14 protein-coding genes are annotated in these 17,369 nt (G+C 67.9%); 10 read left to right on the top strand and 4 right to left on the bottom strand.

Annotated features, from left to right (window positions below; all coding sequences use genetic code 11):
• Positions 1-264: 264 nt before the first annotated feature.
• The 6 genes from D1409_RS02040 (at position 265) to phoU (ending at position 6,477) form a co-directional block, all read left to right on the top strand.
• On the top strand, positions 265-1,350 hold the full coding sequence (locus D1409_RS02040; protein ID WP_123533533.1) for a PstS family phosphate ABC transporter substrate-binding protein: 1,086 nt from the start codon (positions 265-267) through the stop codon (positions 1,348-1,350).
• The gene (pstC, locus tag D1409_RS02035; protein ID WP_123533531.1) at positions 1,347-2,390 is read left to right on the top strand and encodes a phosphate ABC transporter permease subunit PstC; all 1,044 of its coding nucleotides are present in this window, start codon (positions 1,347-1,349) and stop codon (positions 2,388-2,390) included. The genes D1409_RS02040 and pstC overlap by 4 nt, the downstream gene beginning before the upstream one ends.
• Entirely contained in the window at positions 2,387-4,027 is a 1,641-nt protein-coding gene (gene pstA / locus D1409_RS02030; RefSeq protein WP_123533529.1) for a phosphate ABC transporter permease PstA, read from the top strand. Before pstC ends, pstA begins: the two co-directional genes overlap by 4 nt.
• Entirely contained in the window at positions 4,024-4,959 is a 936-nt protein-coding gene (pstB, locus tag D1409_RS02025) for a phosphate ABC transporter ATP-binding protein PstB (RefSeq protein ID WP_123533528.1), read from the top strand. Before pstA ends, pstB begins: the two co-directional genes overlap by 4 nt.
• Positions 4,960-5,027: 68 nt before the next feature.
• Positions 5,028-5,693 carry an HAD family hydrolase gene (locus D1409_RS02020; RefSeq protein ID WP_123533526.1) on the top strand — a complete coding sequence of 222 codons (666 nt, stop codon included), beginning with the start codon at positions 5,028-5,030 and terminating at the stop codon, positions 5,691-5,693.
• 103 nt (positions 5,694-5,796) lie between these two features.
• Positions 5,797-6,477: a phosphate signaling complex protein PhoU gene (gene phoU / locus D1409_RS02015; protein WP_123533524.1), complete on the top strand. Its 681-nt coding sequence runs from the start codon at positions 5,797-5,799 to the stop codon at positions 6,475-6,477.
• Between the two features lie 992 nt (positions 6,478-7,469).
• Here the strand turns inward: phoU and radB are convergent.
• Positions 7,470-8,183: a DNA repair and recombination protein RadB gene (gene radB, locus D1409_RS02010; protein WP_123533522.1), complete on the bottom strand. Its 714-nt coding sequence runs from the start codon at positions 8,181-8,183 to the stop codon at positions 7,470-7,472.
• A gap of 113 nt (positions 8,184-8,296) precedes the next feature.
• Here radB and D1409_RS02005 point away from each other — a divergent pair, with 113 nt between their 5' ends.
• From D1409_RS02005 to D1409_RS01995, 3 genes are all read left to right on the top strand, one after another.
• Positions 8,297-10,150, top strand: coding sequence for a DUF2264 domain-containing protein (locus tag D1409_RS02005; protein WP_123533520.1), 1,854 nt, complete (start codon positions 8,297-8,299; stop codon positions 10,148-10,150).
• Positions 10,151-10,234: 84 nt separating this feature from the next.
• Entirely contained in the window at positions 10,235-10,966 is a 732-nt protein-coding gene (locus tag D1409_RS02000; RefSeq protein ID WP_123533518.1) for a hypothetical protein, read from the top strand.
• A gap of 63 nt (positions 10,967-11,029) precedes the next feature.
• Positions 11,030-11,236 carry a hypothetical protein gene (locus D1409_RS01995; protein WP_123533516.1) on the top strand — a complete coding sequence of 69 codons (207 nt, stop codon included), beginning with the start codon at positions 11,030-11,032 and terminating at the stop codon, positions 11,234-11,236.
• Between the two features lie 10 nt (positions 11,237-11,246).
• Here the strand turns inward: D1409_RS01995 and D1409_RS01990 are convergent, their stop codons facing one another.
• From D1409_RS01990 to D1409_RS01980, 3 genes are all read right to left on the bottom strand, one after another.
• The gene (locus D1409_RS01990; RefSeq protein WP_123533514.1) at positions 11,247-12,143 is read right to left on the bottom strand and encodes a sugar nucleotide-binding protein; all 897 of its coding nucleotides are present in this window, start codon (positions 12,141-12,143) and stop codon (positions 11,247-11,249) included.
• Complete coding sequence (larC, locus tag D1409_RS01985; RefSeq protein WP_123533512.1) at positions 12,140-13,477, bottom strand: nickel pincer cofactor biosynthesis protein LarC; 1,338 nt, start codon at positions 13,475-13,477, stop codon at positions 12,140-12,142. Before larC ends, D1409_RS01990 begins: the two co-directional genes overlap by 4 nt.
• 225 nt (positions 13,478-13,702) lie before the next feature.
• Positions 13,703-14,338: an SOUL family heme-binding protein gene (locus D1409_RS01980; RefSeq protein WP_123533510.1), complete on the bottom strand. Its 636-nt coding sequence runs from the start codon at positions 14,336-14,338 to the stop codon at positions 13,703-13,705.
• A gap of 390 nt (positions 14,339-14,728) precedes the next feature.
• On the opposite strand from D1409_RS01980, the gene D1409_RS01975 reads away from it, so the two are divergent.
• Entirely contained in the window at positions 14,729-16,954 is a 2,226-nt protein-coding gene (locus tag D1409_RS01975) for a CDC48 family AAA ATPase (RefSeq protein ID WP_123533508.1), read from the top strand.
• The last annotated feature ends 415 nt before the right edge of the window (positions 16,955-17,369 follow it).

Genomic DNA, 17,369 nt, shown 5'->3' with positions numbered 1-17,369 from the left:
CGAACTCACGGCCGGCCGGTAGCAGTCACTTCGCGGGTAGATTCCGCGATATCCGTGAACGGATCGTCGGCGTCTCGATCTCCCGGCGGGCAGAGACCCGTCTGGCCCCTCAGGAACGCGGTAACGGAGCAGATCCGCGGCGCGACTCCCGTAAGGTCTCCCTACTCCCCGACGACACTGCGCATTCACGGTACGCATGAGTATGTACGTCTATATAGCTATAATAGTAGAGTATTTAGTTAATCTAGAGCCACTCATGAGGTAATGCGGGATACACCTGTGACCCGCCGACAACTGCTGGTCGGCGCAACGGGCGTCGCCGCGTCGCTGGGTGGTTGCATCAGTACGAGTTCGAGACCGCCGGGTCAGGCCGGCGGTGGGGACGGCGGGGGCGGCGGTTCGGACCTGGATCTGCTCAAGGCGGGCGGGTCCTCGACGCTGTTCCCGATCGTCCAGGGTGCGGCCTCCTACTGGGCCTCGAACTACGAACCGACCGACCGGGAGTACTGGGGCCCCGGCCAGTACGACATCGAGACGGACATGCGACTGGCCGACTACTGGGGCAGCAAGTACGGGTTCGAGGCCGACGGCGACGTCAACCCGCCGTTCGAAGTGCGGGTCGGTCTCAGCCACTCCGGGACCGGACTGGAGAAACTCCGCGACGAGCAGATCGACATCGGGAACGCGAGCGCGTCGGCCGCGGCCGAGTTTCCCGACGCCTCGGAGGAGGAACTCTCGAAGTTCACCGAGCACGTCGTCGCCGTCGACGCACAGCCTATCATCGTCAGCAGGGAGATCTACGAGGCGGGCGTCACGAAACTCACCGCCGAACAGGTCCGCGGCATCTACACCGGCGACATTACCCAGTGGTCGGAGATCGACGGCTACGACGGCCCCGAGAAGGAGATCCAGGCCGTCGGTCGAGCGGAGGGGTCCGGGACCGACACCGCGTTCCGGTCCAACATGCTCGGGGGTGCCGACGCCGCGATGGACGGCGTCGACTCCCGGAAGGGACAGAACCAGCAGGTCAAGACGACCGTCTCGAACTCCAACAACGCCATCGCGTACATGGCGCTGGCGTTCGTCGACGACTCGGTGCCCGCCATCGAACTCGAGTTCGACGGGACGACCTACACGCCGGGCGAGAACCTCTCCGACCCCTCCTACCCCCTCGCACGTGACCTCTACTGTTACACCTGGCAGGGCACCTCGAAGAAGGAGGCCGCCTTCCTGCGGATGATCCTCAGCGACTTCGGGCAGCAGAACTTCGTCGTCCCCGAGGGGTACTCGAAGCTGACCGCGGAGCGCCAGCAAGCGGAGTTCGACAAGTTGCCGGAGCCCGAAGCATGAGCGTGGCGACGCGACTCGGCGGCCTCGACAGAAACTCGCGCATCGTCGGCGGCATCGGGACCGTCCTCCTGACGCTGACGATCCTCTCCTTTCTCGTCGCCCCCGCCCTGACTGGCTATCTCGCGGTCGCGTTCGCCCTCTTCGTCGCCGGCAGCTACGTCGTCGACGAGGAGAACACGGCTCGCTTTCTCCTCTTCGTGACGACCACTTCGACGGTCCTCATCCTCGCGTTCATCACCGTCTACCTGCTCGTCAACGCCGTCCCGGTCGTCCGAGAGATGGGGCTGTACCTGCTCGTCGGCTCGGACCCGTTCTGGGACACCAGCGCGAACACCTACTCGCTCGTCCCGATGATGTGGGGGACGTTCGTGACCACCATCATCGCGGCGCTCGTCGCGGCGCCGCTGGGCGTCGCCGGCGCCGTCTTCATCAGCGAGATCGCGCCCGGGTGGGCCCGGGAGATAGTGAAGCCCGCCGTCGAGATGCTGGCGGGCATCCCTTCCATCGTCTACGGGTTCATCGGCTACACCCTGATCAACCCGTTCATGCAGGGCGAACTGAGCCTCCCCGACTACGGGAGCCTCTTCGTGACCGGCCTCGTCATCGGCATCATGGCGCTCCCGACGGTCGTCTCCGTCGCCGAGGACGCCATCGCGAGCGTCCCCGACGCGATGAAGAACGGCGCGGGCGCCCTCGGTGCCACCGACTGGCAGACGACCACGAGCGTCACCCTCCCGGCCGCGTTCTCGGGCATCTCGGCCGCCGTCCTCCTCGGCGTCGGTCGCGCGGTCGGCGAGACCATGGCCGCGACGGTCATCCTCGGGAACGTCACGAACCTGCCCGACCCGCTGATGGACGTGTTCGGCAACACGATCACCCTGACGAGCCTCATCGCCAGCCAGTACGGGGCCGCGAGCGGCCTCCAGTTCTCCGCGCTGTTCGCCGCCGGCGTCGTCCTGTTCGTCACGGTCATGGGCTTCAGCATCGGCTCACAGCTCATCGAACGGCGGATGCGACAGCGACTGGGTGGTGAGCAATGAGTTTCGACACGGAGCGGAGTTCGACCGACACGCTCGTCTCTGGCGACTCGTCGACGCGCGAACTGGTCAGCGGCGGATTGGTCGCGCTGTCGTTCGCGTCGTTCACGGTCGGACTGCTCGCTCTCTTCCAGTACCTGCCCGCCGACACGCCCGTCGCCGGGACGACCGTCTCGACGCTGCTGGGAGCTGCCCTGACCGTCGTCGGAACGGGCGTCGTCGTCCTCGGCGCCGCGTCCTACGGCGGGCTCTTCGAGACCGAGCCCGGCCACACGGGCGGACTCGCCTCCGCCGTCTTCGTCGGCGCGCTCTGGTTCGCGGTGGGCGGCCTCGTCGGCGCGCAGACGCTCGGCCTCTCGACGGCCTGGCCTGTCGTCGCCCTGCTGACGGGCGGCGTCGGCGCGGCAGTCGCGCTGGTCGCACGCGAGGACCTCGGCGTCACTCTCTCGGCCGGCCTGTTCGTGCTCCTCTCCGGACTCGTCGTCGTCACGGGACTCGTCGGACCGGGCTGGCGGTGGGGCCCCGAGAACTTCTCGGTCGTCCTGACCGGCGCGGTCGGCGTCCCGGTGATCGCGCTGTTCGCCGGCCTCGTCGGCGCGTGGACGGCCGCCCGCGTCTACGGCGGCTTCGGACCGCAGGGCCGACAGACCGGCGCCTACGTCCTCGTCGGGACGAACGCGGCCGGCATGCTCGCGCTGCTGGTCTCGGTCGTCGGGTTCATCGCCGTCCGCGGGTTCGGCCCGATGACCGAGGGCATCAAGTACGGCCTCTTCTGGGGCCCGTGGACGTGGTTCAATCCGCCGCTGGTCGACACGTGGGTTATCCTCGAAGGACCGATCGTCTGGTTCTACTGGCCGTTCGTCATGGAGGGGTACACCACGGTCGGTTCGGGGATCGACGGGATCCTCCCCGCCATCGTCGGCACCGTCTGGCTCGTCGTCGGCGCAGTGGCCCTCGCCGTCCCGCTCGGCGTCGGCGCCGCCCTCTTCCTCACGGAGTACGCCGACGAGGGGCGGTTCACCTCCCTCGTCGAGATATCGACCAACGGCCTCTGGAGCACGCCCAGCATCGTCTACGGCCTGTTCGGACTGGCCTTCTTCGTCCCGCGACTCGGCAACACGAACTCCCTCCTCGCCGGGCAACTCGTCCTCGGGTTCATGCTCCTGCCGCTGGTCGTCATCACCAGTCGCGAGTCGCTCAAGAGCGTCCCCGACGAGTACCGGGACGCCAGCGCGGCGCTGGGCGTCTCGAAGTGGGAGACCATCAAGAGCGTCGTCCTCCCGGCGTCCCTCCCGGGCGTCATCACCGGCATCATCCTCGGCATCGGCCGCATCGCCGGTGAGACGGCGCCCATCCTGCTCGTCACCACGAGCGACCCCTTCCCCGCGGAGGTCGCCGGGGTGATACAGGGCGGCTTCCGGTTCACGTCGGCGTTCCCCTTCGTGGCGGTGCCGGACGTGAACCTCGTCCAGTCCTCGAGCGCGCTCCCCTACCAGCTGTTCGCGGTCATCGGCGCCGGGCTCGGGGAGAACCTCGACTTCGCGTGGGGCACGGCGCTCGTCCTCTTGCTCGTCGTCATGAGCTTCTACGCGGTCGGCGTCGCATCGCGGATCTACTTCAGGAGGAAACTCGACCAATGAGCGAAACAGACGTGACACAGACCGGAACGGACGCACCGACCACGGCGAACGACCCCCAGTCTGAGACCCAGACCCACACCACGGCTGGCGAGACGGACGAGCGGACTCAGGAAGAGTGGACGAACTTCACCTTCCCCGGCGAGCCCAAACTCGCCGTCGAGGACCTCGACGTCTACTACGGCGACGACCACGCGCTGAATGGCGTCTCCATGGACATCCCCCGCGAGAGCGTCACCGCCCTCATCGGGCCGTCTGGCTGTGGCAAGTCCACGTTCCTGCGCTGTCTGAATCGCATGAACGACCGGATCAACGCCGCGCGCATCGACGGCTCCGTGAAGCTCGACGGCGAGGAGATCTACCAGGAGGGCGTCGACCTCGTCGAACTCCGCAAGCGCGTCGGCATGGTGTTCCAGGCGCCCAACCCCTTCCCGAAGTCCATCCGCGACAACATCGCCTACGGCCCGCGCAAACACGGCGAGTTGAACACCGGGCTCGTCGCCCGCCTCCTCGGCCGCGACGACAGCGACGAGGAGGAAGCACTCGTCGAACAGTCGCTCAGACAGGCCGCCCTGTGGGACGAGGTGAAAGACCGACTCGACGACAACGCGCTCGGACTCTCCGGCGGCCAGCAACAGCGGCTCTGTATCGCTCGCTGTCTCGCCGTCGGCCCCGAAGTGATCCTCATGGACGAACCCGCCTCGGCGCTCGACCCCGTCGCCACCTCGAAGATCGAGGACCTCATCGAGGACCTCGCGGAGGACTACACCGTCGTCGTCGTCACCCACAGCATGCAACAGGCCGCCCGCATCTCCGACCAGACGGCCGTGTTCCTCACCGGCGGCGAACTCGTCGAGTACGACGACACCGACAAGATCTTCGAGAACCCCGAGAGCCAGCGCGTCGAGGACTACATCACCGGGAAGTTCGGCTAGTCGCCTCCCCCTCTCCGTCGTTTCGCACCGATACGCATACTATTCTCCGCCGCCGACTCCCGCCCACAGTGACGACGTACGAAGCGGTCGTCTTCGACAACGACGGTGTCCTCGTCGAGCTCACCGAGATGGACCTGCTGCGCCGGGTCGCCAGAGAGGCGTTCGCGACCCACGGCGTCGACGACCCGCCCGAGGCGCACGTCGACCACGCCGCCCGCGGCGACCTCGACGGCCTCGCCGCGATCGAGGACTCGTTCGACATCGCGCTCGCCGACTACTGGGCCAGCCGCGAGGACCACGCCGTCCGCCACCAGTGCGAGGCGATCCGCGCCGGCGAGAAACCGCTCTACGACGACGTGTCCGCGCTCGGTGACCTCCCCCACCGCAAGGCCGTCGTCAGCAACAACCAGCACGAGACTGTCGAGTTCATCGTCGACCACTTCGGCCTCGGCGACCACTTCGAGCACGTCGCCGGCCGCGACCCCACCGTCGAGGGCGCACGCCGCCGCAAGCCCGAGACCCACTACCTCGACGCGGCCCTCGACGCACTCGGTACCCGTGACGCCCTCTACGTCGGCGACAGTCCCAAAGACGTCGAGGTCGCCCACCGCGCCGGCGTCGACAGCGCCTTCCTCCGACGCGACCACCGGGCCGACACGGTCCTCGACCGCGAGCCGACCTTCGAGGTCGAGACGCTCACCGCGCTCGCCGACGCGCTCGGCAAGTCCCGGTGACGTACTCTGCGACGCGGCTCCGACCCGTCGCCGACGCTCTCACCGGCTGGCAACACGTTCGACGAGCATAAGGTACATTGCTTCGCCGCCAGTCGGGACAACTATGCCACGCGAAGGATATCAGGAGAAGCTAGACACTCTTCGGGAGGACGTCCTCTACATGAGCGAAGTCGTCCTCGAACGGCTCCGAATGGGCCTCGACGCCCTCGAGACGAAAGACGACGACCTCGCCTGGGAGGTCATCAACGGCGACGACGAGGTCAACCAGCTGTACCTCGAACTCGAACAGGACTGTATCGACCTGCTGGCCCTCCAGCAGCCCGTCGCGTCCGATCTCCGATTCATCGCCGCCTCGTTCAAGATCATCACCGACCTCGAACGCATCGCCGACCTCGCCACAAACCTCGGCGACTACACCCACGAGGCCGAGCGCGACCTCTACCCCGACGTCGACATCCAGGAGATCGGGACGCTCGTCGTCGAGATGGTCGAGGCCTCGATGGACGCCTACGACCGCGAGGACCCCGACGCCTGTTTCGCCATCTCCGAACGGGACGACGACATCGACTCCCGCTGTGAGGCCGCCTCCGAGGCCGTCGTCCGCGACCTCATCGAACGCGAGGTCGACGACGACACCGGCGAGGAAGAGGTCGAACAGCTCATGGCCGACGTGTCCCGCCTCCTCCTCACGATCCGCGACCTCGAACGCGTCGGCGACCACGCCGTCAACATCGCCGCCCGCACCCTCTACATGGTCGAGAACGACGACGATCTTATCTACTAGCAGCCATCTTGTTCCCGCTCGGGTGTCCTCGGTCGCTTCGCTCGCTCACGGCTCGCTCCGCTCCCCGTTCGCATCGAGGTGCTCCCTTCGGTCGCACCTCGCCCCCTGCGGGCACCTCTCGCGGCAAAAACATGGTCTCGTCGAGCGGGGCGAGACGAGGCTCGGAAGTCGCAGCCGCGAGCGAAGCGAGCGGATCGTCTTCCGGTGGTGAAAAAGGCGCGGCCTCGCTTCGCTCGGCCGCGTGAACCGGCGCCTTCGGCGCCGGATGCTCAGTACAGCCCGCAGAGTGAAATTGCGGTGGCGCGCGCTGTCGTCTCGGAATCGCTCGCGATTCCGAGGGCCGTCAGAGCGTGCTCTGACGTTGGCGGCCTCCGTGCCGCGACGGAACTGCGCGAGGGATGAGGAGCGCAACGGAGTGAGCACCGCAATCGGTTGGGGAGGTACGAGGCTGTTTTGCGGTGCTGTGTGTGGGGGAGCGGTCCTGGCGTCCCGACGAGCGGAGCGAGTCAGGGCTCGGAAGACGAGCGGAGTGAGTCTTCCGGTGGACTGAAAGGGCGAGGCGCGCTCGCGGTGTCCTCACGAGCGAAGCGAGTGAGGGCTCGAAAGACGAGTGGAACGAGTCTTTCGGTGAGCGGAGCGAACGGAGTCGCCTGAACGGCCCCTATCCGAGCGAGGGCGGCGCGGTGCAGCTGTCCGAGCGAGGATATGCCGTTCAGCGACCGCGAGCGCGCCGAGGGCTTTCATCGCCTGCTGTCGAGTGCAGTCGAAGCAACTCCTAGCGAGCGCGCCGAGGGCTTTCGTCGCTTGCTGTCTCTTGCGGTCTTTTCAGGCCGGCTTCTCTTCACGAAATTGAAATTCGAAATCACTGCTCAAGAAGCACCTGTACTGAGAGCATTGTCGGTCGGTCTCAGGAAACCAAACTGGAATACCGAATATAGCATCCGACAATCGGATAGCCGGAGAAAGCCACGAAACGAGACGACAACACTCGATTACCGCGGTTCGCCGCTCTCCAGACCGTTGTCGGTGATCTTGAACTGCGCTTTCTCGCCGACGGCCTTCGCGCGGTGTTTCTCGAGGGTCGCCCGGCGGTTGCCGCCGCGGAAGCGGTCGACCCGGAGGATGGTCGCCGACCAGTGGTTGAGGGTGTGGCCGCCGAGTCCGCGGGCCTGTTCGGAGTCGATGTCGGTGAACACCTGGTTGGTGAACGCGACGGCGATGTCGTGTTTCCGGGCCAGCGAGAGGAGGTGGGCGAGCTGTCGCCCGACCGCGCGCAGCGCCTCCCCCTCCTCCTGTTCTGTGCGCTGGAGGCGGTAGAACCCGGTCGCGCTGTCGACGGCGATGAAGTCGACGATGTCGACGAACTCCTCGGCGTCGCGGACGGCCTCCTCCTGCTCTTCGAACGTGTGGGCCTCGGTGACGATGAGTCTGGAAGCCACGTCGTCCACGTCGCGGTCCCGACCGCCGGCGAGTTGCTCCATGCGGTCGACCGACAGCCCCTCGGTGTCGATCAGCAGCGCGGAGTCGCCCCGCGCCGCCAGCTCGACCGCGGCCGAGAGGACGACGTTCGTCTTGCCCGCGGCCGGCGGGCCGTACACCTGCGTGACCGCACCGCGCTCGAACCCCCCGCCCAGCAGGTCGTCGATGGCCCCACAGCCGGTCGGAATACGATCGCTCACGTCCTCCGGTTCGTCGTCACCAGTCAAAAACGATCGCAAAGAGGTGAGGCCGTGGACGCGCGGCGCGGGTCCGTCGCTCGCCCGTTTCCCTCACGGACTCTGAAGGGAGCTTTATCTGGGTCCCGCGACCACCCGATGACATGAATCCGCTCGCGGACAACCCGCTGGAGACCCGCTCGGACTTCCAGTCCGCCGTGGTCTCTCTGTACGAGCCGCTAAAACCCCACTTCAGCCCGGGACGGGCCCGGGTGAACCCCGACCCGCGCGGCGCCAGCCACTCGGAGGCCGCGACGGGGATGGAAGGATTCTCCCGGCCGCTGTGGGGACTCGTCCCGCTCGCCGCCGGCGACGGCGAGTTCGACGACTGGGACCGCTATCGGACGGGACTGGTCAACGGGACGGACCCGGACCACCCGGAGTACTGGGGGAACGCCGGAGACTACTCCCAGAAGCACGTCGAACTCGCGGCGATCGGGTTCGGCCTCGCGGTCGCGAGCGACGAACTGTGGGACCCGCTCGACGAGCGCGAGCGGGCGAACGTGACGCGGTATCTGAACCAGGTGGTCGACGCCGACCTGTACGACTGCAACTGGCTGTACTGGCGGGTGCTCGTCACGCTCGGTCTGCGGTCCGTCGGTGCCGACCACGACTGGGCGGCGACCCGGGAGACGATGGACCGACTCGAGTCGTTCTCCCTCGACGACGGCTGGTACGCCGACGGTCCCGGCGGCTGTCGCGACTACTACGTCGCGTGGGCGATGCAGGTGTACGGCCTCGTCTACGCGGAGCTCGCGGGCGACGAGGACCCCGAGCGCGCCGAGCGCCTCCGCGAGCGAGCGCGCCTGTTCGCCCGGGAGTTCAGACACTGGTTCGCCGACGACGGCGCCGGCCTGCCGTACGGTCGCAGCCTCACCTATCGCTTCGCGCAGGCGTCGTTCTGGGGCGCCCTCGCGTTCGCCGGCGTCGAAGCGCTCCCCTGGGGCGAGATCAGGGGGCTCTGGGCGCGCAACATCCGCTGGTGGGCCGACCAGCCCATCTTCACCGGCGACGGCCGGCTCTCGGTCGGGTATCGCTACCCGACGATCAAGACCAGCGAACCGTACAACTCCCAGTGCTCGCCGTACTGGGGGACGAAAGCGTTCCTGCCGCTCGCGCTCCCGTCGGACCATCCGTTCTGGCGGGCCGACGAGCGGCCGCTCGGTGAGACGCCGACGACGACGGTCCAGCGGGAGCCCGGGATGGTCGTCTGCCGCGACCGCGACGCGGACCACCACTACGCCCTGACCGCCGGGCAGAACAGCCACTACCTGGAGAAGTACACGAAGTTCGCCTACTCCACGGAGTTCGGGTTCGGCGTCCGCAGTCGCGCGCCGGGACTCGGCGGCGCCGGCCTCGACAGCGCGCTCGCACTGACTCACGACGGCCGCGACTACCGGACCCGCATCGACGTCACCGAGACCGAGGTCGACGGCGACACGCTGTACGCCCGCTGGGAACCGTGGGACGACGTCACCGTCGACACCTGGCTCGCGCCCGCGTCGCCGTGGCACGTCCGCGTCCACCGCCTCGACACGGACCGCGCGCTCGAGAGCGCGGAAGGCGGATTCCCGATGGACCGGAGCGGCGAGGACGACACCGAGGCCGTCGACGAGGTGACCGACGGCGCCAGCGCGGTCGTTCGGTATCCCGCCGGAACGAGCGGCGTCCGTGACCTCCGCGGAGACCGCTCGGGCGCCGTCGTCGGCCAGGACCCGAACACGAACGTGGTCGCCGCACGGACCGTCGTCCCGACGCTCCAGGCCGAGTACGAACCGGGCACGCACTGGCTCGTCACGGCCGCCACCGCGGCGACCGCCGAGGGCGACCCGCGCTGGGATCGACCGCCGCGACTCGTCGGAGACGGGAGTCCCCCGGTGGTCGAGAACGCGAACGGGACCGAACTGCTCAGCTGTGACGGCGACGCGCCCGGACCGCTCGACGGGTTCCGTCCGTGACGCCGGAGACGGACGGTCGCACACTCGACGAACGCCCGACCGAGACAGTCGAACACTTAGGTGGGAGGCTGGTCTAGGGCCACTGTGATAGTCGTCGCGACGGCGAACTTCGAAGTCTACCACGGCGTCGTCAACGAGTTGCGCGACCGCGGCGTGACGTTCACGACCGTCGAACTCGACGACGACCTCCCGGACGAGACGACCGTCATCGTCAGCGCCGCCGGCGAGGAGCCGCCCAACCCCGAAGCCGTTCCGGTCGTGCGCGCGGACCCGGACGACGCGCGCCGCGCCGTCGACGAAGTCGTCGCCATCCTCCGGGGCGGGAGCGGCCGCACCGTCGTCGGCGTCGACCCGGGCGAGCGCCCCGGCGTCGCAGTCCTCTCCGGTGACATGGTGGTCGCGACGTTCCACGTCCCCCTCACCGACGCCGCCGAGGTCGTCCGCGACGAGGTGGCAGACGCCGTCGATCCGCTGGTCCGGATCGGCGACGGCGCTCGCCTCCAGGGCGCGAAGATCATCGACGACCTCGAGGACGTCCCCGTGGAACTCGTGGACGAGACCGGGACGACGCCGTATCTGGGCACCGGCGCACGCGGGATGGGCGACGTGCTCGCCGCGGTCAACATCGCCCGACTCGAGGGCGAGCGCGTCGAGTCCCGGACCATCGAACCGACGAGCGGCGAACTCCAGCGCATCAAGGACCGTTCGCGCGAGGCGAGCGAGACGAACCGCGCCATCGACGAGACCCTCGCCCGCCGCGTCGCGCTGGGCGAGTTGTCCATGGACGAAGCGCTCGCGGAGCATCGGGAGGACTGACTTCCCAACTGCCGCGGGAGCGCGAGCGAAACCGGTTCGGCGACCTGTGCCGTAGGTGCTGGTATGACGGACGGAGACGACGACGTCGAAGCGGCCCGGCGCGCCGCCGAGGCGATCGACGAGATCGGCGCCGAGCGCCTGTCGAGTGTACTCACGGAGCTGTTCCGGGAGCACCTCGACGAGATGGACAGCGAGGGCGAAGACGGGGCGGACTGGGCGAGCGAGAATGGGACGGACCGAGAGAGCGAGAACGGGGCGGACGAAGCCTGACGGCCCGCGATCACTCGCTCTCGGTGCCGTCCCCCTGCGACCGGAGCGCGGGCGCGACGGCGGCGGGTTCGAACCCGACGACCTCCCGAAACCGATCGGAAGATAGCGACGTGTCCGGCGCTACGTCCATGTCCGTCGGGATCCGGTCCCGTTCGATCGGGCCGGGGTCGTACCCGAGGGCGCGCATCGCCTCGCAGTGGAACTCGTAGACGCTCACTCGGGGCGTGGGGACGTGGACGACGCCGGTCGCGGCGCCGCGGGCGAGCGCCGCGACGCTCTCGGCGGCCTCGGTCACGAGCACCGGGCTCTTGTACATGTCCGTGAAGTACGCGACCGACTCGCCGCGGTCGAGGTGCGCTCGCGTCCGCGCCAGCCTGTGGTCCAGTTCGCCCCGGGAGAAGCCGAAGAGGTAGCTCGTGCGGAGGACGGCGGCGTCCTCGCAGTGCTCGTCGACCGCGTCCTCGAAGGCGACCAGTCGTCGACCGTAGGCGTCACGGGGCGACCGCGGAGCCGACTCGGCGTACCGACTGTCACGACCGTCGAACACCGCCGCGCTGGACATATAGACGAGGCGCACGTCCGCACACCTCGCTGCGAACCGCTCGGCACGGCGCTCGAAACTGGCGTCCACGTCCGATTCGCCGGTGTCCACGTCGCCGCCGTACTCGACGGCGGCCGTGAAGACGACCGTATCGACCTCGTGCTCGTCGACGAGCGAGCCCACGTCGTCGGTCCAGAAGTCGAACTGGACGCTCGCCGCGGGGCTCGGGGTCGAACAGTAGGTTCCGAGGACGCGACGGTCCGCGCCGCCATCGTCGCTGTCGCGGCCGTCGCCCGCTCGCAGTCGCTCGACGACGGAGCGTCCGAGGAACCCGCTCGCGCCGACGACGAGGACGGTCTCGGTCATTCTCTCGCCGCGGTCTCGGCGCGCCGGACGACCTCCCTGACCGGCAGGCCCGTCTCACGAGCGACCGCTGCGGCGTCGTCGTACTCGGCGCTCACGTCGAACACCTCGCCGGCGTCGTCGCTCGCGACCTTGACCGCCACGTCGTAGGACTCGCCGTCGACCTCGACGGGGACGGTCCGCAGGTCGCGCTCGGCGATCCAGCGGTGACCGGCACCGTGTTCGCGGACGCCGAGCGTCCCCGTCTCCTCCGCGAGTCTGCGCGCGACTCGCTGGGCGTCTTCGGGCTTGACGACGACCTTCACGAGGTGTCCCGGGCGCGACTTCTTCATCGTCGCCGGCAGTATCGACACGTCTCGCGCGCCGGCGTCGGCGAGCGACTCCTGGAGGCCCCCAAGCACCTCCGGCGTCGCGTCGTCGAGGTTCGTCTCCAGCACGGTGATGGCGTCCCGCGTGAGTCCGCCGCTCCCCTCGCCGACGATCGCCCGCAGGACGTTCGGGTACCGTTCGAGGTCGTATCCCCCCGCGCCGTACCCGGAGGCGATCACTTCGAGGTTCGGGAGCGACTCGACCCCCTCGGCGAAGTGCGCGAGCAGTGCCGCGCCCGTGGGCGTCAGCAGTTCCCGCTCGACCGGTCCGCCGCGCAGCGACCAGTCCGCGCGCTCGGCGAGTTCGACGACCGCCGGCGCGGGCACCGGATAGGTGCCGTGGCTCATCGCCACCTCGCCGCCACCGGTCGCGAGCGGTGTCGTCACCACTCGCTCGACGCCGAGGTCATCCAGCAGGAGCGAGACCCCGACCACGTCGGCGATGGCGTCGTCGGCACCCACCTCGTGGAAGTGCGTCTCGTCGATGGCCGTCCCGTGGACGCTCGCCTCTGCCTCGCCGAGCAGTTCGAACACCGCCAGCGCGTCGCGCTCCACGCCGTCGGGCAGGCCCAGCGACTCGACCAGTTCCACGACCTCGGCGTACGTGCGGTTCGGCCCCGCTCCCTCGGCGTGACCGTGTGCGTGTCCATGCCCGTCGTCATCACCGTGGTCGTGGCTGTGGTCGCCGTGATCGTGAGCGTGGCCGTCCGAGTGATCGTGGTCGCCGTGATCGTGAGCGTGGCCGTCGTGGTGGTGCTCACCGTGATCTTCCTCGTCGGCGTCCTCGTGGCGCACGTCGACGGCCGTCGCGGAGATTCCGTTTTTCGTGACCGACCGCACGTCGTAGCGGACCGGGAGGGCGTCCTCGACGGGAGACAGAACGTCCGGGTCCGCCCCGGCCGCGACGAGCGCACCCAGTAACATATCGCCGCTTGCACCCAGCCGACCGTCGAAGGCGAGCGTTCGCATACGATAACTCCCGCGCGCGCAGTGCAAAAACGGTCCGGTGGCGGGTGAGGACCTGGACGGTCAGGGTGTCCGTCGCGTCCCAGCTACCCTCGAGTTCGGAGTTCGGGTCTCCGGTGTGTTCGCAGTCGTCGGAAACGAATTCGTGGAACGAAATTGTGGACCGAAGCTACCTCTCCCCCGCAGGGTGGGCCTGCGCGCTGCCCTGCTGTACCGACTCGAACGGAATCAGCTATCGGTGGCGACCTCGACTGCCACTTCGTTCCGGCGCATGAACGGCGGTGTCCACGGGTCGTCGTAACGCAGGAGATACGGGTCGTCCCGGGGATCGATCCCTTCGCGCTCGAGGGCCGAGCGGAGTTTCCGCTCCTGTCTCGCGACGCGCCACTCCGGGGCGTACCAGGAGAATCGCCTCGCGGCCACTCGCTTCGGCGGCTCGACGACGAGTCTGACCGTCGGTTCCGTCGGTATCGGCACGGTCTCCGGGCTGTACTCCGACGGCAGGTAGAACGACATCCGCACCTCGTCAGTCCCGCTCCCGGACGAATCTGACCGAACGGGGGCCGTCATCGCCACCGACGCTCCCGACCGCGTCTCGACGGGTGTGGTCATGGAGATCGACTCGTCGCCCCCGTTGGCTCCGGAGATGTACCCGAAGAGCCGTCGAAACGCCGTGATCTGGTCCGGTGCCGTCGTTTCGACGAGAACCGTCTGCGGATACGCTCGAAGTTCGACCCCGTCGAAGGTTCGGAGCCGCTCGTAGGGAACCGATTCGGCCGAGCGGTTCGAGTACAGACCCCAGCCGACCCAGCCAGCGAGAAAGACGCCCCCACCGACGATCGCGGCCTTGGTAACTTCCCTCATATGCCGGATTCGTGTGCGACGGGGATTAATGAACCGCTCGTCGGGATCGCATTGGCGCTGTTTTGCCGCGTGGTGTCCGCACAGGGTATCGATATCGACACGATCCTCGACGGGGGCACCCGGGGATCGACTCCGGCGAGTCCGACCCGCGGACCCACCGGCGAGCACGATACTCGGGCCCACCGGCGAGTTCGCGGTCCGCAGACGCAGTGCCGTGACGGCAGGAGACCTGTATCGGGTGCTGAGATCGGACGCATTGTGAGCCCCGAAGCGAGGCGGCGAAATTCGGAGACGTGACGGGGAAATAGCCTGTCGATTCACCGAGGAGACCGCCGGAGGCAAAAAGCATATCCGCGGGGGTACCCGAGTGAGACACACTCCCACTCGACTATGAACGAAGTGCAACTAGAAGTGGCGAAAGCGTACCCGAACGACTCGGGTCGCGGCATCGCCCGGCTGGACCCCGACACGCTCCTACACCTCAAGCTTTCACCCGGCGACATCATCGAGATCGAAGGCAGCGAAGTGACCGCGGCGAAAGTGTGGCGAGCGGACCGACAGGACTGGAACACGGATACGGTCCGCATCGACGGATTCACGCGCCAGAACGCCGACGTCGGCATCGGCGAGCGCGTCGAGATCCGCAAGGCCGAGGCCGAGAAGGCGGACAAGCTCGTCCTCGCGCCGCCCGAGGAGGCCAGCGTCCAGTTCGGTTCCGACGCCGCAGGTATGGTGAAACGACAGATCCTCAAACGGCCGGTCGTCGAGCGCGACATCGTCCCGGTGATGTCCTCGACGAACCACCCGTTCATGCGGTCGCCCGGACAGGCGATCCCGCTGATCGCCGTCGAGACGGAACCCGACGGCGTCTGCCTCATCACGGAGGACACCGAGGTCGAACTCCGCGAGGAGCCCATCAGCGGCTTCGAGAAGACCGGCGGCGGCATCACCTACGAGGATATCGGCGGCCTGCAAAACGAGATCCAGCGGGTCCGCGAGATGGTGGAACTGCCGATGAAACACCCCCAGATCTTCAAGAAGCTCGGCATCGAGCCGCCACAGGGGGTCCTGCTCCACGGCCCGCCCGGCACGGGGAAGACCCTGCTCGCGAAGGCGGTCGCCAACGAGACCTCTGCCAGTTTCTTCTCTATCGCCGGCCCGGAGATCATCTCGAAGTACTACGGTGAGTCCGAACAGCAACTCAGAGAGATCTTCGAGGACGCCAGCGAGGAGGCGCCCTCGATCATCTTCATCGACGAACTGGACTCCATCGCACCGAAGCGCGAGGACGTGACCGGCGAAGTCGAGCGCCGCGTCGTCGCACAGCTGCTCACGATGATGGACGGCCTCGAATCCCGGGGCCAGGTCATCGTCATCGCCGCGACCAACCGCGTCGACAGCGTCGACCCAGCCCTCCGCCGGCCGGGCCGGTTCGACCGCGAGATCGAGATCGGCGTCCCCGACGAGGTGGGCAGGGAGGAGATCCTCCAGATCCACACCCGCGGCATGCCGCTCTCGGACGACGTGACCCTCGGCCGGCTCGCCGACGAGACGCACGGCTTCGTCGGCGCCGACATCGAGAGCCTCACGAAGGAGGCCGCGATGAAGGCGCTCCGCCGATACCTCCCGGAGATCGACCTCGACGAGGAGGACATCCCGCCGAGCCTCATCGACCGGATGATCATCAAGCGCGAGGACTTCCGCGGCGCCCTCAACGAGGTGAGTCCCAGCGCCATGCGCGAGGTGCTCGTCGAGTTGCCGAAGGTGTCGTGGGACGACGTGGGCGGCCTCGAGTCGGCCAAGGGCAAGGTCCAGGAGTCCGTCGAGTGGCCGCTGAACAAGCCCGAGAAGTTCCGCCGGATGGGTATCGACCCGCCGAGCGGCGTCCTCCTCTACGGCCCACCGGGCACCGGGAAGACGCTGATGGCCAAGGCCGTCGCCAACGAGACCGACGCCAACTTCATCAGCGTGCGCGGCCCGCAACTCCTCTCGAAGTGGGTGGGGGAGAGCGAGAAGGCCATCCGCCAGACGTTCAGGAAGGCGAAGCAGGTCGCCCCGACGGTGATCTTCTTCGACGAACTGGACTCGCTGGCGCCCGGCCGCGGCGGCGACGTCGGCAGTAACGTCTCCGAACGCGTCGTCAACCAGCTCCTCACCGAACTCGACGGGCTGGAGGACATGGAAGACGTGATGGTCATCGGCGCGACCAACCGCCCCGACATGATCGATCCGGCGCTCATCCGCTCGGGCCGCTTCGACAGGCTCGTCATGATCGGCGAGCCCGACACGGAGGGCCGCGAGCAGATCCTCCGCATCCACACGGAAGACCAGCCGCTCGGTCCCGACGTGAGCCTGCGAGAGCTCGCCGAGGTCACCGACGGGTTCGTCGGCTCGGACCTGGAATCGATCGGCCGCGAGGCCGCCATCGAGGCGCTCCGCGAGGACGAAGACGCCGACGTCGTCGAGATGAGTCACTTCCGACAGGCGATGGACAACGTCCGCCCGACCATCACCGACGACATCCGCGACTACTACGAGCAGATGGAAGAGGAGTTCAAGAGCGGCAGTCAGAACGCCCAGCAGCGCCGTTCCGGCGGCCGCATCGGCTTCCAGTAGCGACCCCTTTTTCGAGCGGGTGCCCCTCGCTCTCTTCTGTCGTTCTTGTTCGGTGGAATACCTCGCTTCGTTCGGCGTGTGTTCAGTGCAGCCCGCAGAGTGAACAATTGCGGTGGCGCGCGCTGTCGTCTCGGAATCGCTCGCGATTCCGAGGGCCGTCAGAGCGTGCTCTGACGTTGGCGGCCTCCGTGCCGCGACGAAGCCGCGCGAGGGATGAGGAGCGCAACGGAGTGAGCACCGCAATCGGTTGGGGAGGTACGAGGCTGTTTTTGCGGTGCTGTGTGTGGCGGAGCGGTCCTGGCGTCCCGACGAGTGGAGCGAATCAGGGCTCGGAAGACGAGCGGAGTGAGTCTTCCGGTGGACTGAAAGGGCGAGGCGCGCTCGCGTTCAGTCGTCTGAGCGGGCACTATCCGAG

Origin of the sequence: Halosimplex salinum (genome assembly GCF_003730195.1) — an archaeon.
Lineage (GTDB): Archaea > Halobacteriota > Halobacteria > Halobacteriales > Haloarculaceae > Halosimplex > Halosimplex salinum.
Note: the sequence above shows the minus strand (reverse complement) of the source record. Positions and strands in the feature narration are given on the sequence as shown.